The sequence below is a fragment of the Kribbella sp. CA-253562 genome (assembly GCF_050942265.1).
Classification (GTDB): domain Bacteria; phylum Actinomycetota; class Actinomycetes; order Propionibacteriales; family Kribbellaceae; genus Kribbella.
This window is the reverse complement of the sequence record NZ_CP192049.1, coordinates 103333-125877: the sequence shown is the minus strand read 5'-3', so window position 1 is coordinate 125877 and position 22545 is coordinate 103333. Positions and strand designations below refer to the sequence as shown.

Annotated in this window: 20 protein-coding genes; 10 read left to right on the top strand and 10 right to left on the bottom strand. The window is 70.8% G+C overall.

Going from position 1 to position 22545, the window contains the following annotated elements:
• Positions 1-27 precede the first annotated feature (27 nt).
• Both ACQPXM_RS00605 and ACQPXM_RS00600 read left to right on the top strand, forming a co-directional pair.
• A complete protein-coding gene (locus ACQPXM_RS00605) occupies positions 28-1593 on the top strand; it encodes a 4-coumarate--CoA ligase family protein (protein ID WP_432943598.1) in 1566 nt (521 codons plus the stop codon).
• Positions 1586-2191, top strand: coding sequence for a TetR family transcriptional regulator (locus ACQPXM_RS00600; protein ID WP_432943596.1), 606 nt, complete (start codon positions 1586-1588; stop codon positions 2189-2191). The genes ACQPXM_RS00605 and ACQPXM_RS00600 overlap by 8 nt, the downstream gene beginning before the upstream one ends.
• Here ACQPXM_RS00600 and ACQPXM_RS00595 read toward each other — a convergent pair.
• Positions 2180-4408 (bottom strand): NACHT domain-containing protein, encoded by a 2229-nt coding sequence (locus ACQPXM_RS00595; protein ID WP_432943594.1) that lies wholly within the window; start codon positions 4406-4408, stop codon positions 2180-2182. The genes ACQPXM_RS00600 and ACQPXM_RS00595 overlap by 12 nt on opposite strands.
• A 142-nt stretch (positions 4409-4550) precedes the next feature.
• On the opposite strand from ACQPXM_RS00595, the gene ACQPXM_RS00590 reads away from it, so the two are divergent.
• Positions 4551-5999 carry an MDR family MFS transporter gene (locus ACQPXM_RS00590; RefSeq protein ID WP_432943592.1) on the top strand — a complete coding sequence of 483 codons (1449 nt, stop codon included), beginning with the start codon at positions 4551-4553 and terminating at the stop codon, positions 5997-5999.
• Between the two features lie 89 nt (positions 6000-6088).
• Positions 6089-7216: a GNAT family N-acetyltransferase gene (locus tag ACQPXM_RS00585; protein ID WP_432943590.1), complete on the top strand. Its 1128-nt coding sequence runs from the start codon at positions 6089-6091 to the stop codon at positions 7214-7216.
• Positions 7217-7810: 594 nt separating this feature from the next.
• Here the strand turns inward: ACQPXM_RS00585 and ACQPXM_RS00580 are convergent.
• The gene (locus ACQPXM_RS00580; RefSeq protein ID WP_168197410.1) at positions 7811-7987 is read right to left on the bottom strand and encodes a hypothetical protein; all 177 of its coding nucleotides are present in this window, start codon (positions 7985-7987) and stop codon (positions 7811-7813) included.
• A 230-nt stretch (positions 7988-8217) separates the two neighbouring features.
• Between ACQPXM_RS00580 and ACQPXM_RS00575 the strand changes: the two genes are divergently transcribed.
• From ACQPXM_RS00575 to ACQPXM_RS00555, 5 genes are all read left to right on the top strand, one after another.
• Complete coding sequence (locus ACQPXM_RS00575) at positions 8218-9513, top strand: XRE family transcriptional regulator (protein WP_432943588.1); 1296 nt, start codon at positions 8218-8220, stop codon at positions 9511-9513.
• Entirely contained in the window at positions 9513-10070 is a 558-nt protein-coding gene (locus tag ACQPXM_RS00570; protein WP_432943586.1) for a GNAT family N-acetyltransferase, read from the top strand. Before ACQPXM_RS00575 ends, ACQPXM_RS00570 begins: the two co-directional genes overlap by 1 nt.
• Positions 10071-10218: 148 nt before the next feature.
• Positions 10219-11871 (top strand): PHP domain-containing protein, encoded by a 1653-nt coding sequence (locus ACQPXM_RS00565; protein ID WP_432943584.1) that lies wholly within the window; start codon positions 10219-10221, stop codon positions 11869-11871.
• Between the two features lie 39 nt (positions 11872-11910).
• Positions 11911-12819 carry an oxygenase MpaB family protein gene (locus tag ACQPXM_RS00560; protein WP_432943582.1) on the top strand — a complete coding sequence of 303 codons (909 nt, stop codon included), beginning with the start codon at positions 11911-11913 and terminating at the stop codon, positions 12817-12819.
• A gap of 78 nt (positions 12820-12897) precedes the next feature.
• Positions 12898-14106 carry an ROK family transcriptional regulator gene (locus ACQPXM_RS00555; protein ID WP_432943580.1) on the top strand — a complete coding sequence of 403 codons (1209 nt, stop codon included), beginning with the start codon at positions 12898-12900 and terminating at the stop codon, positions 14104-14106.
• A gap of 27 nt (positions 14107-14133) precedes the next feature.
• Here the strand turns inward: ACQPXM_RS00555 and ACQPXM_RS00550 are convergent, their stop codons facing one another.
• From ACQPXM_RS00550 to ACQPXM_RS00520, 7 genes are all read right to left on the bottom strand, one after another.
• Positions 14134-14730 (bottom strand): ParA family protein, encoded by a 597-nt coding sequence (locus tag ACQPXM_RS00550; RefSeq protein WP_432943578.1) that lies wholly within the window; start codon positions 14728-14730, stop codon positions 14134-14136.
• Positions 14731-14842: 112 nt separating this feature from the next.
• Complete coding sequence (locus ACQPXM_RS00545; protein WP_432943576.1) at positions 14843-15802, bottom strand: ABC transporter substrate-binding protein; 960 nt, start codon at positions 15800-15802, stop codon at positions 14843-14845.
• On the bottom strand, positions 15799-17772 hold the full coding sequence (locus tag ACQPXM_RS00540) for an ABC transporter permease subunit (RefSeq protein ID WP_432943574.1): 1974 nt from the start codon (positions 17770-17772) through the stop codon (positions 15799-15801). Before ACQPXM_RS00540 ends, ACQPXM_RS00545 begins: the two co-directional genes overlap by 4 nt.
• A 1-nt stretch (position 17773) precedes the next feature.
• Positions 17774-18931 (bottom strand): quaternary amine ABC transporter ATP-binding protein, encoded by a 1158-nt coding sequence (locus tag ACQPXM_RS00535; protein WP_432943572.1) that lies wholly within the window; start codon positions 18929-18931, stop codon positions 17774-17776.
• Between the two features lie 176 nt (positions 18932-19107).
• Positions 19108-19524: a hypothetical protein gene (locus tag ACQPXM_RS00530; RefSeq protein WP_432943570.1), complete on the bottom strand. Its 417-nt coding sequence runs from the start codon at positions 19522-19524 to the stop codon at positions 19108-19110.
• Positions 19525-19639: 115 nt separating this feature from the next.
• On the bottom strand, positions 19640-20101 hold the full coding sequence (locus ACQPXM_RS00525) for a group II truncated hemoglobin (protein ID WP_432943568.1): 462 nt from the start codon (positions 20099-20101) through the stop codon (positions 19640-19642).
• Positions 20102-20116: 15 nt separating this feature from the next.
• Positions 20117-21028 carry an aminoglycoside phosphotransferase family protein gene (locus ACQPXM_RS00520; protein WP_432943566.1) on the bottom strand — a complete coding sequence of 304 codons (912 nt, stop codon included), beginning with the start codon at positions 21026-21028 and terminating at the stop codon, positions 20117-20119.
• Positions 21029-21075: 47 nt separating this feature from the next.
• Here ACQPXM_RS00520 and ACQPXM_RS00515 point away from each other — a divergent pair, with 47 nt between their 5' ends.
• Positions 21076-21795, top strand: a complete 720-nt coding sequence (locus tag ACQPXM_RS00515; RefSeq protein ID WP_432943564.1) for a hypothetical protein — start codon at positions 21076-21078, stop codon at positions 21793-21795.
• Positions 21796-21844: 49 nt separating this feature from the next.
• On the opposite strand, the gene ACQPXM_RS00510 is transcribed toward ACQPXM_RS00515, so the two are convergent.
• On the bottom strand, positions 21845-22504 hold the full coding sequence (locus tag ACQPXM_RS00510) for an NADPH-dependent F420 reductase (protein WP_432943562.1): 660 nt from the start codon (positions 22502-22504) through the stop codon (positions 21845-21847).
• Between the last annotated feature and the right edge of the window lie 41 nt (positions 22505-22545).

Sequence of the window (22545 nt, the reverse complement as noted above, 5' to 3'; positions counted from 1 at the left end):
CCCACTCAGCTTCGGAAAGGACCGCCCATGGTGATCTACAGCGAGTTCCCGCCGGTCGAGGTGCTGGACGTGCCGATCCACGACGCCGTGCTCGGCCGCGCCCAGGAGTACGGCGACCGGCCGGCCCTGGTCGACGGCGTGACCGGGAAGGAGATCAGCTACGCGCAGCTGGACGCGATGAGCCGCCGGGTCGCGGCCGGGTTCGCCGAGCTCGGCATCGTCAAGGGGGACGTGATCGCGCTGCACAGCCCGAACACGATCATCTACCCGGTCGTCTTCTACGGCGCGACCCGCGCCGGGGCGACGGTGACCACCGTCAACGCGCTCTACACCGCCGACGAGCTGCACAAGCAACTCGTCGACTCGAAGGCGAAGCTGCTGGTGACGATCTCGCTGTTCCTGCCGGTGGCGACCGCGGCCGTCGAGGGCACCGACGTGCGGCAGATCTTCGTCTGCGACCAGGCCGAGGGGTACCGCTCGGTGATGGAACTGGTCGCCTCGACCGGACCCGAGCCGGTGATCTCCTTCGACGCTGCCGAGGACGTCGCCGTGCTGCCGTACTCCAGCGGGACGACGGGCGCCGCCAAGGGCGTGATGCTGACGCACCGCAACATCGCGACCAACATCGCTCAGGCGCAGGCGACCTTCACGATGGGCGAGGACGAGCGGATCATCGCGATCCTGCCGTTCTTCCACATCTACGGGCTGAGCGTGCTGATGAACCTGCCGCTGCGGGCCGGCGCGACCGTCGTGGTGCTGCCGAAGTTCGACCTCGACCAATTCCTGACCACGCTGGACCAGCAGCGGATCACCCGGGCGTTCGTCGCGCCGCCGATCGTGCTGGCGCTGGCGAAGCACCCGGCGGTGGACGGGGTCGACCTGTCCGCGCTGAGGTACGTGACGTCCGCGGCGGCGCCGCTCGACGGCGACCTGGCCGAGGCCTGCGCCAAGCGGCTCGGCTTGCACGCGGTCCTGCAGGCGTACGGGATGACCGAACTGTCGCCAGGCACGCACGCCGTACCGCAGGACGCTGTGGATCCGCCGGCCGGGGCCGTGGGCAAGCTGTTCCCGTCGACCGAGATGCGGCTGGTCGGTGCCGATGGCAACGACGTGGGCGAGGGCGAGACCGGTGAGATCTGGATCCGCGGGCCGCAGGTGATGAAGGGCTACCTCGGACGGCCGGCCGAGACCGACGCCACGATCGACCCGGACGGCTGGCTGCACACCGGCGACATCGGGCGGGTGGACGAGCGCGGCTACCTGTACGTCGTCGATCGGGTCAAGGAACTGATCAAGTACCACGGGTACCAGGTGCCGCCGGCCGAGCTGGAAGCCGTGCTGCTGACCGACGACCGGATCGCTGACGCCGCGGTGATCGGGGTGCAGTCCGAGGGCAACGAGGTACCGAAGGCGTTCGTCGTCCCGATGCCGGGCAGTGGGCTGACCGAGCAGGACGTGATGGACTACGTGGCCGAGCGGGTGGCGCCGTACAAGAAGATCCGGCAGGTGGAGTTCATCGAGGCGGTGCCGAAGGCGGCGTCGGGCAAGATCCTGCGCCGCGAGCTGCGGGCCCGGGAGACCTCGGGTGGCTGAGCCCCTGCGCGCTCCGCAGCAGGACCGGAGCCGGGCGACTCGGCAGAAGCTGCTGGAGGCTTCGGTCGAGTCGCTGGCCGAGGTCGGATACGCCGCGACGACGGTGGCTGTCGTCGCGGCCCGCGCCGGGGTGTCGCGCGGAGCCGCACAGCACCACTTCCCGACCCGGGCGGACCTGTTCGAGGCGGCGGTCGAGTACATGACCGAGGTGCGCCTGGCGGAGATCCGGTCCCACGCTGCGTCGCTGCCGGTGGGCGCCGGGCGGACCGAGGCGATCGTGGCGATGCTCGCCGACGTCTACACCGGGCCGCTCTTCCGCGCCGCCCTGCACCTCTGGGTCGCGGCGTCGACGGAGGAGCCGTTGCGACGACAGATCGTCCGGCTGGAGGCGCACGTCGGCCGGCAGGCACACCGGGCCCTGCTGGAGGTCCTCGACGTCAGCGAGAAGACTCCAGGCGTACGCGAGACCGTGCAGGGAATCCTGGACATGGCCCGCGGCCTCGGCCTGGCCGACCTGCTGACCGACGACAGCAAGCGCCGCCGGGGCATCGTCCGGCAGTGGTCGAAAATCCTGGACCAGGCGCTGTCAGCGTCGTGAGCGGGAGGCGGTTCGCTGGTCGACCTTTGCGGCGAGGAGGTCGGGGTCGCATTCGGCCAGGTGGTCGCGGACCAGCAGGTGGATGAAGGCGTACTCGCCGCGTCCGGTGCGGGTCAGGACGTAGCGGTCGGCGGCGTACTGGAGGAAGGCGCGGCGGCGCCACGGGAGGTAGCCGGTCCAGCGCAGGAGCAGGCCGTGCATCAGCCGGGACGTCGGACCGGCGAACAGGGGCGGACGGCGTCGCCAGGCCTTCGCGGCGACAACGCCGGTGATGACGCCGAGGATGGCTTCCAGCTCGGTCCACGCGGGGTCGACGCCCAAGGCGAGCGCGACGACGACAGCCGCGGCCACGCCGGCGACGACCCAGAGGTCCATCAAGTCGCGGACGTCGTCGTACTGGCGGACCAGGTGGTCCATCGGCAGGGCCTTCACCAATCGGATGCCTTGGGCAACGATCAGGCCGACGGCCGCGCCGGCCAGGAAGGCTTCTGGCTGGTCGAGCTGCGTCAGCACCAGCGTGGAGCCGAGGGTGACGACAGTCAACCGGACCAAGAGCAGCAGCCGGCGGCGAGGACCGTCGGAGACAAGCAGCTCCACGGCGTACGACGCGACGACGGCCGCGGCCAGCAGGAGCAGCGCCAGCCATCTGGGGAGCGCTGTGAAGACCGCGGCGCCGACCAGCGCTGAACCGAAACCCGCCACGGCTCCGACTGCGGTCATCGCCGCCGCGACCAGGCGGCTCGGCTGGCCGGGGATCTTGCGCAGCGGCTGCCACGGGCGGGGACGGATGTGCACGAGCAGCAGGCTGGTCGCTCCGACGGCGACGCCCGCCAGTACGCCGTACAGGGCGGTGAGAGCAAGAGCCGCTCCGCCGACCAGACCGGCGAACAGGGCCGGCAGGCAGATCCGGTGGGCCAGGTAGCCGACGCTGGGTAGCGACAAGCCGTACCAGCCGTTGGGAGTGAGCCAGCGCGGTACGGCGGTGCGGTCGCCGGCGCGGGTGCGGGTCCACCAGGCCAGGCACCAGAGCGAGCGGAGAGCCGTGCGGGAGTCGTACTGCCGGCTGGCCGGTCGCGGGCGCGACAGGACTTCGGCGAGGAACGTGTCGAACAGGGCGCGGCGGTGGTCGGCGATGGCGCCGGAGGCGATCTCCTCGGCGGCACGGCCCTGGTAGGCGAGCGCCATCACGTTGAGCATCAGCGGTGAGGTGATCAGGTCCCAGAGGTCGTCGTCCTGCTCCATCGCGACGCGGGCGCCGGCCAGCTCCGGACCGACGGCGGTGAAGTAGTCGAGGACCTGGCGGCGGTTGAGCGGGCGGATGCGGACGGCGCCGTACAGCTTGAGCGGCTGTGGCAGGCGTTCGTAGTCGTGGATGCGGCAGGTGACGGCGAGCTGGCCGACCAGGTAGCGCTGCTGGAGCTCCTCGAGGGCGGGAGCGAGTCGGACACGATGCTGGAGGGCTATCTCGTCCACGCCGTCGAGCAGGAGAGCCAGTCGGCCCTGGCGGAGCCAGACGCGCCCGACGGCGACAGGGATCTGGTAGCGGTTGTGCAGCTCGCGGAGCAACCAGCGGACGAACCCGGCCAGCACCGGGCTGTCGCCGGGGTCGTCGTCCTCGTGGCGGGTGGTGATCGGACCGGTCCAGCCGGACAGGTCGACCAGGACGGGGATCGGCTGCTCTGGGTCCTGGTGGGCCTTGGCGGCGAGCGTGCGGGCCAGGTCGAGCAGGAGAGTGGTCTTCCCGGCGCCGGGAGCGCCGAGGATCAGGACCGAGTCCTGGAGGTCGTCGAAGGCCTTGCTGATGTCGGCGTTCTCCCGGACCTCCGGATCGGCGCTGTGCAGCGGCTGGACCAGCAGGTCGTACGGGCGGACGACGGCGTCCGGGCTGGCGTCGAGCGCGAGCGACAGCCGGGTGTACTGGGCGAGCGAGCCGGCGACGCGCTCGGACAGGTAGCGGTCGACGTGGGCCAGCGCGTTCGGGCGGTTGCGCGGCTGGTCGGCGAACCGGGCCGAGACGGTGGTGGTCCGGCGGCTGCGCAGCTCCCAGACCCCGGTCACGATCGCGACGAGCCAGAGCACGCCGATCACGGGCCAGCTCCAGCCGGCGTACGGCTGCAGGAAGGCGGGAGCGGTGCCGCCGGTGCCGACGTTGATCGCGATCGGCAGCAGCACCAGCGTGAGAGAGACCGAGAGCACGACGAGGACGACCCTCAGCACACCGCGCATCCTCACCCACGGAGAGTATCCACAGGTCGGTTCCCCGTGCGCTGTGCTGCGTTTCCTTCGGCGGCCGGTGCGTTCCACGAGGTGGTCCCGGGATCGTGGAATGGTTGTGGATTCAGCTAGCTTGCGATTTGTCATGACTACTGAGCAGACCGACCGGGCGGCCGTCGGGCTACGGTCCGAACGCGGTCCGATCCTGCTGTCGGTGATGCTCAGCGTCGGCCTGGTCGCCATCGACGCGACCATTCTCGCCACCGCCGTACCGGCCGTCGTCGAGGATCTCGGCGGGTTCACCCAGTTCCCCTGGCTGTTCTCGATCTATCTGCTGGCCCAGGCGATCTCGGTGCCGATCTACGGCAAGCTCGCCGACTTGCGCGGGCGCAAGCCGATCATGCTGCTCGGCGTCGGGCTGTTCGTGCTCGGCTCGGTGCTGTGCGGCTTCGCCTGGAGCATGCCGGCGCTGATCGCGTTCCGGCTGATCCAGGGCCTCGGCGCCGGCGCGATCCAGCCGATCGGGATGACGATCATCGGCGACATCTACTCCGTCGCCGAGCGGGCGCGGGTGCAGGGCTACATCGCCAGCGTCTGGGGCATCTCGTCGTTCGTCGGCCCGGCGCTCGGCGGCGTCTTCGCCGACTACATCTCCTGGCGCTGGATCTTCTTCGTGAACATCCCGCTCGGCCTGGCCGCGGCCTGGGTCCTGGTCCGGCGTTTCAAGGAGAACGTCGTCCGGGGTGCCAAGCCGCAGATCGACTACTGGGGCACGATCCTGCTCGCCGTCGGCGGCTCGCTGCTGCTGCTCGGGCTGCTCGAGGGCGGCGTGATGTGGTCCTGGGACTCCGTCGCGAGCATCGTGATCCTGGCGGTGTCGGTGGTGCTGCTGGCCGCGTTCGTGCTGGTCGAGCGGCGGGCGCCGGAGCCGGTGCTGCCGCTCTGGGTGCTCGGTCATCGGGTGCTGAACTCGGCGAACTCGTCGGCGCTGCTGATCGGCGTACTGATGGTCGGGCTGTCGACGTACGTGCCGCTGTATGCCCAGGGCGTGCTCGGGACGAGTGCGCTGGTCGCCGGATTCGCGCTGGCGGCGATGACGCTCGGCTGGCCGATCGCCGCGTCGCTGGCCGGCAAGGTGTACCTGCGCGTCGGCTTCCGTACGACGATGCTGCTCGGCGCGGTGATCGTGGTGATCGGGTCGGTGCTGCTGCTCACCGTCTCGTCGGACAGCTCGGTGCTCTACTTGGCGCTGGCCTGCTTCGTGATCGGCCTTGGACTCGGCTTCTCGGCGTCGCCGGGCGTGGTCGCCGCGCAGTCGTCGGTGGACTGGCAGAGCCGCGGGGTGGTGACCGGCGCCAACATGTTCGCCCGGTCGGTGGGCAGCGCGGTCGGGGTCGCGATCTTCGGCGCCGTCGCGAACGCCGTCGTCGCGTCCCGGCTCGGGGACAGCCACGAGGACCTGGAGCACCTGTCGGGCGACGTACTGGCTCCGGCGATCCACGACGTGTACTACGGGGCGGCGGCCGCGGCGGTGCTGCTGGTGGTCGCGGTGGTGTTCATGCCGAACCGGGTGGAAGAGAAGGCGCGGGACTGACCGGTCAGGCGCCTCGGCTGTGAAGGTCGTCGAGGGATCCGGCGCCGGGCGCGCGCAGGTCACCGCCTGCTCGCTCTAGGTTTGGGTGCATGCGTGAGGTGGATTGTGTCGGGGCGTTGATTCGTGACGCCGGGCAGCGGGTGTACGTGCACCGGCGGACGGCGTCGCGGCGGTTGTTCCCGGGAATCTGGGACATCGTCGGCGGGCACCTTGAAGCCGGCGAGACGCCTGTCGAGGCGTTGGCGCGCGAGGTCGAGGAGGAGACCGGGTGGACCGTGCGCGAGGTGCTGGCGCCGGTGGCCGACTGGGAGTGGGAGTACGAGGGCCGCGTACGCCGGGAGCTGGACTTCCTGGTCGCGGTCGACGGGGATCTGTCCGCGCCGCGGCTGGAAGAGGGCAAGCACGACGCGAGCGCGTGGGTCGGGGCGGACGACGTCGAGCTTCTGATGGTCGGCCGCACGGACGGCGACAGGCGGTTGCGGGACATCGTGGCGCACGCCGTCCGGATCCGGATGACGGAGCGGCTGCGACTGGAGCCGGTCCGTGGACCTGGACCGGCGCTGACCGGACATGCGGCGGACCTCGAGCGCTTGCACGCGGACCCCTCGGTCGCCGAGTGGTACGCCGAGACGCTTTCGGCCGAGGAGGCGGTGAGGCGCGCGACCGCCATGCAGGAGGCGTGGGAGCGCGACGGGGTGAGCAAGTGGATGGCGTACGAGCGGGCCGGCGGGGAGCTGGACGGCCGGGGCGGCGGGGCGGTCGCCGACGGCGGGGGCGGGACGCTCGTCGAGGGCGGCGGACCGTTTGTCGGGCGTGCGAGCGAAGCGCTCGCCAACGGCGGAGCGCTTGTCGGGCGCGGTGGGTTGTCCCGCATGCGCGCTGACTCGGCGGTGACCGAGCAGATCGCGGCCCTGGTCGGGCCGGAGTGGGCGGTCGACCGGCTCGAACTGGGCTGGGCGCTGCTGGAATCAGCCCGCGGACAGGGCTACGCGACGGAGCTCGGCGCGGCCGGCCTGGACTTCGCCTTCGCGACGCTGGGCGCCCGGGCGGTCGTGGCCTACACCGAGCGGCACAATCGCGCGTCCCGAGCGGTGATGGAACGCCTCGGCATGACGTACGCCGGCGAGATCACCGCCGAAGGGCTGGTCGAAGGCGTCGACGGCGTACGGCCGGACGCGCCGTTCGCGGTCTACCAGCAGCTCGCCGGGCGCGACTGACAGAGGCGGACCAGGCGAAGGTCCGCACCGGCGGCGACCGGACCAGAAGCGGACCTGCAACGCTCTGACCTGCAGGTTCTTCGAGGTCCGGACGCAAAACAGCTCCGCTGTGTGACCGCCCAGGCGCGGCGGTCACACAGCGGAGCGGGCCATCCGGGGGACGGCTCATGGTGAGGTTCACGAGCCGTCGGTGTCCCGCGCCGGAGGTCATCTCTGACAAATCCGCCCGATCTCCGCGGGGAACACCCGGGGTGTGTCTCGCGAGTCCCCGCCGTAGCGAGCAGGTGCCCGGCGAGGTGCCGTGCCGGGGGCCGCGCAGTAGGCGGGGACTTGCGAGACACACCCCAGCCCCAGCTCCTGACCCGAGGTGTCGGTCAGGAGTGGTTGGAACGGCTGGGCGGCGGCGACACAGGGATTCAACCGCCTGCCCAGCCGGGCTGGTGGGCGGTGCGGTCCGGAGCTGAGGAGTGCTCCGGACCGCACCTGGGTTGTGTCCGGGGACTGAGGAGTGTCCCGGACCTTTCCGTGCACTGCTCCTGGACGTGAGGAGACTCCAGGCGCAGCCGCTCGGGTCTGAGGAGGACCCGAGCAGGATCAGCTGTCCGTACCGTCCTGCGGCCCGAGGAGGTCGTTGGTGACCCGAAGGCCGGCGAACCGCCTCTTCATGGCCTGCTCGTACCGCGCTGCCAGCGGCGCTTCCGCGACGTACTGCGCGATCACGTGCTCGCCGAACCAGACCCGCACCCGGCGGCGGTGCTGCCTCGACGTCATCTCCGCGACTGTCACTACTTGCTCACCCCGTAACTCTCAGGCCTTGCAACCAGTTGGACTTACTGGTTGTCATGGCAGTAATGGTGCACAACCCGAGCGTGACCGCTCTAGGACCTGAGGCGGACCTTTGCCGGACCTCTTCAGGACCTCTCGCGGACATCTGGGTGACTGCACCTTGTCGTGGGGCATCAGTCGAGACAACGTCTGAACTGACGTGAACGGGAGGAACGATGGCGGGTAGGTATGCGCCAAGAACGGTCCTGGCGCACCTGATCCAGCGCCGGAACCAGACCTACTCCGAGATCGTCGCCGAGTTCGTCGAGCTGGGTGGAACCATCACCGAGCGGCACCTGCGGCGCCTCGCATCGGGCGAGCGCGCAGGGACCACTCCTCAGACCCGGCGCACCCTGCAACGCATGTTCGGCAAGCCGGTCGAGGAACTCCTCGCCCCGTACGTCCCCGAGCAGGCTGCCCAGGTGGTGCCGGCACCTGCCGCGAGTGGACGGATCACGACAGGGAATGAGATGGAGGTACTCGACATGGCTGCCAGCCGTGCGCGGGCGTTCGCCCTCGCGGCCCAGACCGGTCTCGGGAGCGAGGCCATGGAACAGGTGTACGACGACGTGCGACACGTCGCGAAGGCCTACCCGCAGCGTCCGCTGCCGGAGATCCTCGGCCAGCTGGTCGAGACCCAGGACCTGGTCTTCGCGTTGCTGGAGAGCCGGCAGCGTCCGGAACACCTGCGGCAGCTGTACTTCCTCGGTGGCGTCACCGGCGGCCTGCTCGCCAAGGCGTCGCACGACCTGGGCAACCCGCACGCCGCGCTGACCCAGGCCCGGACGGCGTTCCTGTGCGCCGACAACGCCGACCACCACGGCCTGCGCGCCTGGGTCCGCGGCCTGCAGTCCCTCGTCTCCTACTGGGCCGGCAACCCGCACGACTCCGTCCGGTACGCCCAGCTCGGCGCCGGCTACGCCGAGCAGGCCAACAGCACCACCAGCGTCTGGCTCCCGGTCAGCGAGGCCCGCGCCTGGGCCGCGCTCGGCAACCCCGACGCCACCCGCGCCGCCCTGGAGCGCGCGGAGAACGCGTGGAACTCGGTCCGCAACGACGAGCTCGACGAGATGGGCGGCCTGTGCACCTTCGGCCGCAACCGCCAGCTGTACTACGCCGCCGACGCGCTCGCCTGGCTGCCCGGGGAGATGGAGACCGCCGAGCGGTACTCCAACCAGGCCGTCGACGCCTACACCGACCAGTCGCACCCGGAGTGGGCCTTCGGCGACGCCGCCGGCAGCCACGCCGCGATGGCGATCACCCGGATCGCGAGCGGTGAGCTGGACGGCGCCGCCGACGCGATCGCCCCGGTCCTGGGCCTGCCGGCCGAGCGCCGGATCAACGGCGTGGTGCACTCGGCCCGCCGGGTCCACCAGGCGCTGCGGCAGTCCGGTCGCGCCGACGACGCCCGGGAGCTGCAGGAAGAGATCGAGCTGTTCACCCGGACCCCCATCCAGAGCTTCCCGCGCTGATGGATCCGCTCATCGGTGAGCGCTGCAGGTTGCGTGAGGTCCGTCTCGACGATCTCGACGACTACCTGGCCATCACCGGTGACGACCGGGTCACCAGCTGGCTCTCGTTCGACAGCTACACCAGGGACAGCGCCGCCCGTTCCGTGAGGTCGATCGTCGACCGCTCGGCCCGCGAGGACCGCCCCGACCACCTGCTCGCCGTCACCCGCCTGGACGACGACCGGATGATCGGCTTCGCGCGGCTGGGCCCGACCGGGGTCCAGGCCGCCCACCTCGGCTACGCGATCGGTTTCGACCACTGGGGTCGCGGCTTCGCCACCGACGCGGCCCGTACGATGCTCCGCTTCGCCTTCACCGACCTGGCCCTGCACCGCGTCAGCGCCGCGATCGGCCCGGAGAACCTGGCCTCGGTCGCCGTCGTCAAACGCCTCGGCTTCACCCACGAAGGCCGCATCCGCCACCACGTCTTCACCAACGGCGCCTGGCGCGATTCACTGCTCTACTCGATCCTCGAGCCCGAATGGTCGGGCAAACCGCCGGCGGACCTCCAGAGCTGAGCCCCAGCACTCCCGCAACGCCGCAGCGGCTGACGCCGCACCTCCGAGGTCCGCGGATCGGATCGCTCGAGAGCGTTCATCTCGTGCACACATTCGCGTCACACCGACCCTAAACAGTGGCTTGTCAGCACAAGGAGGGTTTCGCGGCATGGCCGATGTACAGCAGGAATTGCCCGGGTGGGCCGATCCGTCGGTAGCGGAGGAGCGGCTGGATCCGCAGGGGGTTTCGCGGCGGGGGCTGCTGCGGGGAGCCGGTCTGTTGGGTGGGGTCGGGCTGCTGGGGGTTGGCGGGGTCGGCGAGGCTGCGGCGACAGGGGACGGGGGTGACCCCGAGCTGGTCTGGCTGGTGGGGGACCACCATGTGCACAGCCGGTACAGCCACGACGCGAAGTACGACTTCAGTCAGCTGGCGCAGCGGGGAGCGCAGTTCGGGCTGGACTGGATGGCGTTCACCGAGCACAGCAACTTCGGGCACGCCGAGAAGGGCGCGGTGGCCGAGCAGGCCGAGGTGGTGAAGGCGCGGGCGGAGAACCCGCGGATGCTGATCTTCCAGGGGCTCGAGTGGTACATCCCGGCGGCGGAGCACGGCACTGTGCTGGTCGCGCCGGGGGCCAACGCCGTACCGCTGCTGCAGGCCTTCGAGCGTGAGTACGACGGCAAGCTCACCAACCGCTCGGCCGACACCGCGGCGAACGAAGCGCACGCGGTCAAGGCCTTGTTGTGGCTGGCCGAGCAGAAGAAGCGCGGGTACGTCGACGACGTACTGGTGCTCGCCAACCATCCGCTCCGGCTCGGCATCGACGCGCCGCACGAGCTGCGCGCCTGGCGGGACACCGGTGTCTGCGTCGGCATGGAAGGCGCGCCCGGTTCGCAGGGCGACGCCGATCCGGCCTGGGTCGCCTACCGCGGCGCCACCAACGCGCAGCGCGGCGAGTACGTGAACGCGCCCGGCACCGGCAGCCACCCCGGCTACCCGGCCGACGCGTACCGCACGTACGGCGGCTTCGACTGGGCGACCGCGACCGTCGGCGGGCTCTGGGACTCCCTGCTCGCCGAGGGCCGGCTGTTCTCGATCACGTCGAACAGTGACAACCACCGGACCATCTGGGACACCTGGAAGGACGGGGAGTTCCCGCCCGGGCAGACGTTCGACTCGCTCGGCTGGAAGCCTTCGCCGACCGACACCGGCGTACCGCAGGCCGGGAGTGACTTCTGGCCCGGCCAGTTCAGCCGGACCCACGTCGGCGTCACCCGCTACTCCTACGTGGACGTGATGGCCGCGCTGCGGGCGGGCCGGGTGTGGGTCGACCACGGCCAGCTGGTCGACGGTCTGGACGTCCGGCTCGCGCCAGCCGGCTCCAAGCAGCGCGGTGTCACGCTGGGCGGACGACTCAAGGCCCAGCGCGGCGAACGCCTGGAGCTGCGCGTCACCGTCACCAGCGCGACCCGACCGAACTTCCACGGCCTGCTGCCGCGCCTGGCCCACCTGGACGTCATCCGTGGCGTGGTGACCGGCCCGGTGCGTGACCGCGACAGCTGGAAGGCCCCCGACACCAGAGTGGTCGAGCAGCTCGACGTACGCCGGAAGTCGGGCACCTACACGCTGCGCATCCCCCTGGGCCGAGCCGAGCGCAGCCACTACGTCCGGCTGCGCGGCAGCGACGGCCGGCGCAACGGTCCGGGCTACCTGGGCCGGGCGATCGATCCAGCCGGGCCGATCCAGCATCCGGTCAACGACGGTGACCCGTGGCTGGACACCTGGCTCTACACCAACCCGATCTTCGTCGACGTCGGCCGGTGACGATGGTCCCGGGCTTGGAGTGGTGGGGAAACTGGGATTATGACCGCCACGCTGCCGAGCACTCTGTCGACCGCACTGCTCGATCCGGTGAGGGACGGCCTGGCCCGGATGATCATGACGAAGGTGGCCGGCCCGGATCCCCGTGCCGAGCGGAACCGGGTCCACAACACCCCCGGGCCTAGGTGGTTCGCGCCGGACCGGCCGATCCGCCGGGTGCACGGCGACGCGTCGATGTTCGCCGGCGGGCTGCGCGCGCTGCTGCTGCAGTCGCTGCACCCACTGGCGATGGCCGCCGTCTCGGCCCACTCCGGCTACCGCGGCGACCCGTGGGGCCGGCTGCAGCGGACCAGCTTCTTCCTCGCCATCACCACGTACGGTGCGGAGGCCGACGCGGAGGCGGCGATCGCCAGGGTGAAGGCGGTGCACGAGCGCGTCCGCGGCACCAGCCCGGACGGTACGCCGTACCGGGCCGGTGATCCGCATCTGCTCAAGTGGGTGCACCTGGCCGAGATCGACAGCTTCCTGGCCGCCCACCAGCAGTACGGCGTGGCGCCGCTCGACTCGGCCGAGCAGGACGGGTACGTCGAGGACACCGCTCGCGTGGCGCGCGCACTGGGCGTCGTCGACCCGCCGACGACGTTGCTGGAGCTGCGGCAGATGCTCGACGCGTACCGGCCCGAGCTGCGCGGCACGACCGAGGCGCGGCAGGCAGCGCGCTTCATGCTGATCCACCCGCCGGTGCCGTTGGCCGCGCGACCGGCGTACGGCGTACTGGCGGCCGCCGCGGTCGGTCTGCTGCCGTGGTGGTCGCGCTGGCCGTTGCGCCTGCCCTATCTGCCGCTGGCCGAAGCCACGGTGGTCCGAGCAGCCGGGGAAGGGCTCACGCGCACGATTCGCTGGGCGCTGGCCGCGCCGATCCTGACAAATGTCGACAAAGCTACGGCCTGATTAGATTGAATGCGCATTCCTGCGCACGTCCACGCGACGGGCGCGCTGAAACGCCCTTCACGCCGGTAGTTTGCTCTCATGTCTCCACGCCCGCACCGACCGCTGCCGCTGGCGACGCCGGCCGGAGTCGAGGTGCTGACCAAGATCCTCACCCAGGGCCCGATCCCGCGGGTCGAGATCGCGCGCCGGACCGGGCTGTCCCAGGCGGCGGTGACGAAGGCGGTCGCGCCGCTGATCGAGGCCGGGTTCGTCACCGACCAGCCGGTCGCCGGCCCGGACGAACCCGTCGAGAGCCAGCTCGGGATCGGGCGACCGGTCAGTCCGCTCACCGTCGTCGCTGACAGCGTCTCGGTGATCGGGGTGAAGGTGACCCCGACCGACCTGATCGGCGTGACCACAGACCTCACCGCGGGGATCCGCGCCGTCCGGCACCACGAGCTGCCGGATCCTTCGGCGGAGACCGTGACCGAGCGACTCGTCGCCCTGATTCGCGAGCTGATGGAGATCGTCGACGACCCGGCGAACCTGGCCGGGCCGTTGATCGGGATCGGTGTCGCGGTGTCCGGCGACGTCGACGCGGCGCACGGAGTGGTGCGCGATTCGCCGTTCATGGGATGGCGGGACGTGCCGCTGGCGGCCACGCTGACCGAGCAGCTCGAAATGCCGGTCGTGGTGACGAACGACGTCCGGGCGCTGACCGTCGCGGAGCACTGGTTCGGGGTCGGGGTGAACGCCGACTCCTTCGCGGTGGTGACGATCGGGTCGGGCGTCGGGTGCGGGCTCTACATCAACGGCGAGGTGGTCTCCGGCGCGCACGGGGTGTCGGGCGAGCTCGGACACTTGCCGTTGGCCCCTGGTGAGCTGGTCTGCACGTGCGGACGGCGGGGCTGCGTGGAGACGGTCGCGTCGTCGGACGCGATCCTCACGTGGACGCGGGAGACGACGGGGCAGCCGGAGCTGGATCTGTCCGGCGCGATCGAGCTGGCGCACGCGGGCGACGAGCACGCCCGGGAGGCGTTCGACCGGGCCGGTGGGGTGATCGGATCGGCGCTCGCCGCGATGGTGAACCTGGTCGGGCCCGAGCTTGTCGTGATCGCGGGTGAGGGTGTCGCTGACTACGACCTGTACGAGCAGCGGATGCGGGAGGCCTTCGCCGCCCACGCCTTCGGTGCGGCGGGCGACTGCCAGCTGATGCTGCGCTCGCACACCTTCGACGACTGGGCGCGCGGTGCGGCGGCCACGGTCATTCGTTCTTATGTGCGTGGCGAACCACCTCTGCAGCGCTGAGCCGCAGAGGTGGTCGAATCCCGTCGCTCAACTGCGGGCGGCGGCGAGGATTTTGCGCCAGACCTTGCGGTAGGACTCCAGGCCGTCCTCGGCCAGTGGGCCGGTCGGGCCGGCGGTGATCGAGACGCGCTCGGGGATCGTGCCCCAGACGGGGATGTTCTCCTCGGCGTACTGCTGCATGGTCTCCTGGTAGGAGCGCGTGTAGGTGCGGGCCGAGCAGATCACCAGGCCGACCGGCGTGCCGTCCGGCACCAGCTCGAGCACGGCCTTCACGCGGGGCGTCTCGACGCCGCCGACGCGGGTCGGGATGACCACGATCCGGGCCCGCTCGAGCGCCTTGTTGAGCAGGCGTTCGTGCGAGGGCGGCATGTCCACCACGCCGATGCCCTCCGGTGGCACCTTGTCCAGCGCCTTGGTCAGCAACCGCTCCGTCGGCGCCTCGGCGATCTCGATCCGGGCCAGGTGGTCGTCGTCCGACGTCTCGATCCAGTCCGCGGCACTGCCTTGCGGATCGGCGTCGACGAGGGTGGCGGTCCGGCGGTTCGACGATGCCAGCGCGGCGAGGTACACCGACGTGGTTGTCTTACCGACCCCGCCCTTCAGTGCAGCTGTCACGATGATCATGGAACCGACGCTACCCGGTTTTGTCCGATTTCCGGCGTGTCGTCGGCGTTGCCCGAACGCGTCGTGATAGTTGCCGACGGCCTCAGCTTTCGCACCGAGGCCGTCGACGGGGTTACTTGCCCAGCCAGGCGTCGACCTTCGCGCGGTTGGCGTCGACCCACTTCTGGGCGGCGGCGTCCGGGCTCAGCTTGTCCTCGGCGATGTACTTGGCGACCTGGTTCTGGTCGTCGTTGGTCCAGCTGAAGTTCTTCACCAGCTCGTACGCCGGGCTGCCGGAGTCGGCGAACTTCTTGGACACGATCTTGTCCAGCTCGTAGGCCGGGTAGTCGCAGGCCACCTTCGCCGGGTCGGCGTCGCAGCCGGGGGTGTACTTCGGCAGGTCCACCTTGACCAGCTTGAGCTCGTTGAAGAACCACTGCGGCTCGTAGAAGTAGCCGATCACCGGCTTCTTGTTCTTCTCCGCGTCCCGGAACGCCTGGATCAGCGCGGTCTCGCTGCCGGCGTAGACCACCTTGAAGTTCAGCTTCAGGTTCTTCACCAGGGCCTCGTCGTTGGTCACGAACGACGGGTCGCCGTCGAGCAACTGGCCCTTGCCGCCGGACTCCGAGGTCTTGAACAGCGACGCGTACTTGTTCAGGTTCTTCCAGTCCTTGAGCTCCGGGTGCTGCGCGGCCAGCCACGGCGGCAGGTACCAGCCGATCACACCCTTGTTGCCGGACGGGCCGACCACGACGGCGACCTTCTGCTGCTCGACGTACTTCTTCTTCAGGTCCTCGTGACCCCAGTTCTCCAGCACCGCGTCGACCTCGCCGGTGCCGAAGCCCTGCCAGGAGATCTCTTCCTTGAGGTTCTTCTTGTTCACCGTGCAGCCGAGGTCCTTGGTCGCGACGTAGGCCACCACCGCGGCGTTCGCCTCGTAGCCGACCCACGGGCTGACGGCGAGGTTGAAGGTGCCGCACTCCTTGCCGCCGGCGGCCGGCTGGTCCGCCTCGCCGACCTTCGCCCCGCCACAGGCGGTCAGGGCCAGCGCCAGCGCGCTCAGCACTCCGGCGGTCCGGAGCTTCTTCGTCACCACAGGTTGTCTCCTCTGACTGTTCCTCGGAACTTCCTCGTACGCCGCGTCATCCGCTGGGCCGTGGCCTGGGTGATCCGGTCGAGCATCACCCCGAGCAGCACGATCGCCAGCCCGGCCGCCAGGCCCTTGCCGTACAGCTCGCTCTGCGCGAAGCCGGCCGCCACGTCGTACCCCAGGGCGCCGGCGCCGACCAGGCCGCCGACGACGACCATCGACAGTACGTAGATCAGGCCCTGGTTGACCGCCAGCGTGATCGCGCGGCGGGCCACCGGCAGCTGGACCTTGCTGATCACCTGCCAGGTGCTCGAGCCGACCGAGTTCGCCGCCTCGACGGTTGCCGTCGGCACCGCTCGGATGCCGTCGGCCACGATCTTCGTGGTCACCGGTACGGCGAACACGACCGCCGCCGCGATCGCGGTGAACCGGCTGGTCCCGAACAACGCCAGGAACGGCACCAGGTACACGAACGGCGGCATCGTCTGCCCCGCGTCGAGCACCGGCCGGACCCACTGGTCGACCCGGTGGTTGCGGCCGGTCCAGACGCCCAGAACGATGCCGACAGCAACTACCACGACGGTGGCCAGCAGGGTCGAGGCGAGCGTGACCATCGCGTCGTGCCAGACCCCGGTACCGACCAGGAGCAGCAGGCAGACCGCGGCGGGCAGCGCGCCCCGCCAACCGCCGAGCACGAGTGCCAGCGCGACCACGACCGCGGTCACCAGCCACCAGGGCGACTCGGTGAGCAGCGCCTCGAGCGGATTGAGCACGCCGAGCGTCACCGCGTCGCGGACGCCGTACGTGAAACCGCCGAAGACGTCCTGGACCCAGGTCGTCGCGTCGGCGGTGGCGACGGCGATCGGGGAGCCGAGGTTCACGCCGGTCGGGAACTCCGCGGCCCACACGTAGGTCCGGGAGAACCAGATCGCGACCAGGACCCCGGCCGCGCCCGCGCCGAGCAGCACCTTGCGGCGTACGCTCGCGGTCCGCCACGGCCGGTCGCCCGCGGCGGTGGTCACGCGGTCGAGCACGATCGCCAGCACGACGATCGCGAGGCCGGCGTTGAACGCGACCCCGACGTCGAGCGTCTGCAGTGCCTTGAGCACGGTCTGGCCGAGGCCGGGCGCGTCGATCAGCGCGGCGACGGTGACCATCGACAGCGCGGCCATGATGGTCTGGTTGATGCCGACCACGACCGTGCTGCGCGACATCGGCAGCAGCACCTTGGCCAGCGTCTGGCCGCGGGTCGAGCCGAGCGACCGGGCCGCTTCGACGCTCTCGGCCGGCACCGAGCGGATCGCGTGCGCGGTCAGCCGGACCACCGGCGGCGCGGCGTAGATCAGCGTCGCGATGGTCGCCGCGGCCGGGCCGATCGCGAAGAACAGTGTCAGCGGCGCGAGGTACACGAAGGTCGGCAGCGTCTGCATCAGGTCGAGCACCAGCGTCGCGACCTTGAAGAACCGGTCCGACAGTCCGGCCCAGATCCCCAGCGGGATTCCGGCCAGCAGCGCCAGCACGACGGCCGCGATCGTCAGCGAGAGCGTGTCCATGCTCTCCTGCCACAACCCCTGCATGCCGATGAAGGTCAGCCCGGCGGCGGTCAGCAGCGCGACCTTCCAGTTGCCGAAGGCCCAGGCCAGGAACGCCGCGATCGCGACCACCCCGAGCCAGCCGACCACCGGCACCGGCCGCCCGTACGACGGCTGGGCGATCCCGTTCTGGAGCAGGACGACGAGCTGGTCGACGACGACCCGGATCGCGTCCGAGATCGCGTTGCCGCTGCCGACGACGCCGGCCTGCTCGGTCAGCCAGCGGTGGAACGGCGTCGTGTCCTGCCCGCCGAGGGCCAGCGTGTGGACGCCGCGCAGGACGAACCAGAGCGCGAGCCAGACCACGAGCAGCCCGCCGACCAGCACGACTCTGGGCGGCTTGCGAACGTGGAGCTCCAGGGAGCCGGTGATGGAGGCCATCTCAGGAGGAACCGGAGGCGTCCGCGCGGGGGCGGGAGGTGCGCGGGTCGACGACGGACACGCCGGGGCGCGACGGTCCCGGGCCGACGGCTGCGCCGGACGGGGCTGCGTCGGCGACGACAGCCAGGATCTCCTCGTCGCCGATCACTCCGAGCAGCTGGCCTTCGGCGACGACCTTCACCGGGCGGTCGGACTCCAGCACCAGGCGCGTCGCCTCGCGCACCAGTACGTCGGGACCGAGCTCGGGACCGTCGAGCTGCTCGCCGTCGCGCGGCGGCCGGACGATCCAGCGCAGGGTCAGGACGTCGGCCCGCGGGATGTCCCGGACGAACTCGCGGACATAGTCGTCGGCCGGAGCGCCGACCAGCTCGTCACCGGTGCCGAGCTGAACGGCGGCGCCGTCGCGCATCAGCAGGATCCGGTCGCCGAGCTTGAGCGCCTCGGACAGGTCGTGGGTGACGAACACCATCGTCTTGCCGACCTCGTGGTGCAGCCGGACGACCTCGGTCTGCATCTCGCGGCGGATCAGCGGGTCGAGCGCGGAGAACGGCTCGTCGAACAGCAGCACGTCGGGGTCGTTGGCCAGGGCCCGGGCCAGGCCGACCCGCTGCTGCATGCCGCCGGACAGTTGCTCCGGGTACATGTTCTCGTTGCCGGACAGCCCGACCAGATCGATGACTTCCTGGGCCCGGCGCTTGCGGTCGGGCTTGCTCTCGCCGCGGACCTCCAGGCCGTACGAGACGTTGTCGATGACCTTGCGGTGCGGCAGCAGGCCGAAGTGCTGGAAGACCATCGAGAACTTGCTCCGGCGCAGCGTGCGCAGCCGCTTCTCGTCGGCCGCCCGCAGGTCCTCGCCCTCGAAGATCAGCCGGCCCGCGGTCGGCTCGACCAGCCGGGTCAGGCAGCGGACCAGCGTCGACTTGCCGGAACCGGACAGGCCCATCACGACGAACACCTCACCGGGCGCGACGTCGAAGCTGAGGTCGCGCACGGCCGCGGTACAGCCGGTGCGGTCGTAGAGGGTGGCCCGGTTGAGCTCGGCGAGCTCCGGACGGCGGGGCACGCGGCCGGCCTTCGGGCCGAACACCTTCCACAGGCCCTGGACCGACAGCAGTGCCTCGGACTCCTGTGGGTCGGGGTACTCGAGCTGAGCGGTCACAGTGGTTCACCCTCGCATCCCCGGCGGCCGGGTTCGTCGTGAACCGCGACTTTATCGAATGCCTGAGTCCGCAGCGCCGGTCCGGGTGTCTGACCGGACAAACATTCACCGGATCCTGACCAAAACTGCGACCGGCCCGGCCGTCGCCGGCGGGCGACGGACGGGCCGGAGCGCGGCTACTTGGTGAAGCGCTTGATCTGGTCGTAGTTGCAGCTGACGATCCGGCGGTTGTCCGGGTTGCTCGCCCACTCGCCCTTGCAGAGGAAGCCCTCCAACGTGACGTTCTCGGCGTACGCGTCCAGCGTGCAGCTCACGCCGCCGCCGCTGGCGCCGCCGTGGTCCCAGCACGCCTGCCCGGTCGAGGCGCCGGGCCGGCGGACGAACAGCAGCACCGAGCGGTCGTCGACCTCCTGGTCGTCCACCTTCATCAGGTTGCCGGAGTCGGTGTAGGAACCGACGCCGATGTTGTTGCCGGTACCGGTCTCCCACAGCCAACTGACGTTGACGGCGCTGGCGCTGGTCGCGGTGACGGTGACCAGGGCGGCGGTGGCGGCCAGACCGGCGGCGGCGCGGGCGAGCATTCGGGTCTTCATCGGCGTTCTCCTCACTCGGGGGGACCTCAGGGCGGGGTCCGCTGCGGGAAACGCTCTGCGCAGGGCGCCGAACCGGCAAATACGTTGCAGGAACCTGCAACGCCTGGTGCCGACGTCAGCCCGGCTGGTACGGCGGCGCCTCGCCCCAGCCCCAGCGGGGGACCGGAGCCTTCGGCGGAGGGGTCGCCCCGGGCTGGGAGTTGGCCAGAGCGAGCCGCGTGCCCCACTCGACGTACGCGACGAAGGCCGAGCGGAACTCCGGGTCGTCGGGCAGCTCCGCCGCGTCGGCGCTGGCGGCGATCAGCGCGGCCCAGCGCGCCCGCTGCTGCTCGGTCAGGCCCAGGTTGAGATGGTGAGCGAGCATCGCGGGATAGCCGCCGAGCTCGTCGGTGTACTTGGTCGGGCCGCCGAAGACCTCACCGAGCCAGAGCGCGACGTGCTCACGGTGCTGCGGACTCATGTGCGCGAAGACCGGCGCGAGCAGCTCGTCCTCGAGCACCCGGTCGTAGAACACCTCGGTCAGCCGCCGCAACGCCTCGGCGCCGCCGGCCCACTCGTACACGGTCGGGGTCGTCATGGCGTAATCATGTAATCAACGGCGCGCATCGGACAAGGCCTCCGCGATCGCGACCTGGACCGGCTCGATCCGGTGCTCGCCGTCCGCGAGGTCCCAGAGCACGTTCTGCAGGATCCGGGCGAGGGTCCAGCCGACCGCCCGGTCCCGGTCGAGGGCCAGCGCGTCGGTCAGCAGCGCGAAACGGCGGCGGATCGCCTGGGGCAGGTCGCCGGTGGCGACGAGGTCGTCCCAGCGGTTGTTGAGCGCGGGAAAGAGTTCGAAGCAGGGGTCGCCGGCGAGCGGCTTCGGGTCGATCACCAGCCAGGGCGCGCGGTCGGCGGCGAGCACGTTGTCGTAGTGCAGGTCCCAGTGCAGCAGGCGGTCGCCTGGCTCGGGCAGCAAGTCGGTGAGGCGCGCGACGCAGCGGCGTACGAGGGACTGTTCGTGGGGATCTGCCAGCCGCGGGATCAGTGCCGGAGCGTCGTTGATCATGTCGGCGCCGATGTCGGCGAGGGTCCGGAGCTTCGGCGGCGCTTCGACGACGGCGAGGCGGCTGAGCAGTTCGGCGAGGATGCGGGTGGCCTCGACGTCGTCCGGGACGTCGCTGAGCGTGCGCGGGCAGAGCCGTTCGAGCAGGATCGCGGCGTCGGGCTCGTGGTCGTCGAGCACGCGGACCACGTCGGCGTCGTTCCAGGTCCGCAGGCCGAGGGCCTCGGCGGCGTTCTCGTCGTTGCGCGGCTGGAGCTTGAGGATCGCGGCGACGCCGTCGGCCCGGCGAACCGGGAGGACCAGAGACGCGGCGCCGTGCATCGGGGGCCCGTCGACAGTGAGCTGCCAGCGGTCCAGGAAGCCGGCCGCGGTCTCGGGGAGAGTCCGCAGCCAGCGCAGCGCCTCTTCGTCGTCCGCGTAGGTCTGGTGCAGCGTCTGGGGGATCACGAAGTCGGCCATCAGCCAGCACAGTAGGTCGCCGGGGGTTTGTGTGCTTGGGTTTTCCCGTGAGCGGCGAACTGGCACGACGGCATCGCAAGGTCCAACTGGTCGTGGGGCTGATCTACCTCGGCATCCCGGCGCTGACGCTGGCCGTCAGCCTGTGGACCGCGTCCTGGACCGGAGCAGTGCTGCCGGGCTTGCTGCTGGTGCTCGGGGCGTTGCTGTTCACCCGGCAACGCTTCCGCCCGCAGCGCTGGCGGATGACCGGCGCCCTCTTCGGCGCGGTCGCGGGTGTCTACCTGACGCTCGTCCCGGACAACTTCGAGCTGCTGTTCGTCCTGCTGGCCGTGCTCGTGTCGTGGTGGATCGGCGCGGGCGTCGGCGTCGCTCTGGCCGCGTACGCCGAACGCACCCTCCTGGTCCCGGTCGACCCCGAGCTCGCCGGTACGCCGTACGAGCTGGCCTTTCGCCTGCGAGGCCTGTGGGGTACGACGCTCGTCCTGGGCAGCGAGTCGGTGAGCATCCACACCATCCCGCGCAAGCTGCGCGGCGCGAACCCCGAGGACCTGCGCCGCACCTACCCGTTCACCAAGGTGACCGGCGTCCACGAGGTCTCACTGACCGGCTCGGAGCGTCTCCGCTTCCCGATCCCGGTCACCGCGGTGCACACCGCCGGCCCGGCCGTCATCCTCCAGGCCGGCGGCGACGACTGGGTGCTGCCCACCAACCTCGCCGCCACCATCACCCAGCTGCTCCAGCACCGGGTCGACGGCGCCTCGGCCTGACCCTGGCCAGCGAGCCCCCACCGCCGACAGCGATGGGGGCTCGGGAAGGTCAGCCGCGGAGTTCGGCCGGGCGTTCGGGCGACGCGGCGGCCAGGGCTTCGCGGGCCGACTCGGCCGGGAGGTCGGTGCCGTAGACGGGCGAGCCCGGCTGCTGACGCCACGACTCGGCGAGCGGGCCGGCGTCGACCGGGTCGAACCCGAGGTCGTCGACGAGCTGCAGGACCTTGGCCTTCGCGGCCGGGTCGTCGCCGGCGACCGGCAGAGCGATGCGGCCAGGGGCGCCGGCGGGCCGGCCGTTGCCGAGCAGGTGCTGGGCCTGGATGTTGTTGAACGCCTTCACGACCGGACGGCCGAGCTGCTGGGCGACCCAGGCGCTCTCGGTCAGACCGTCGTCCTCGATGGCGGCGATGCGGCCGTCGCGCTGGGGGTAGTAGTTGCCGGTGTCCACCACCACGACGTCGTCCGCCGCGTCTGCGAACAGGTTCGCGGGCAGCTGCGGGACGGCCTTCTCCGGAATCGTCACGACCACGATCTCCGCGTCCTGAACCGCGTCCTCGACCTTGACGGCGGTCGCGCCGGTCTCCTGCTCCAGGTCCCGCAGCGACTCCGGTCCGCGCGAGTTGGCCACCTTCACGTCGTGACCGAGGGCGGTCAGCCGCCGGGTCAGCGTGCCGCCGATGTTGCCAGTTCCGATGATGCCGATCTTCATGGGTTGTTGCTCCTCTCAACCACCAGAACACCGGATCGGCC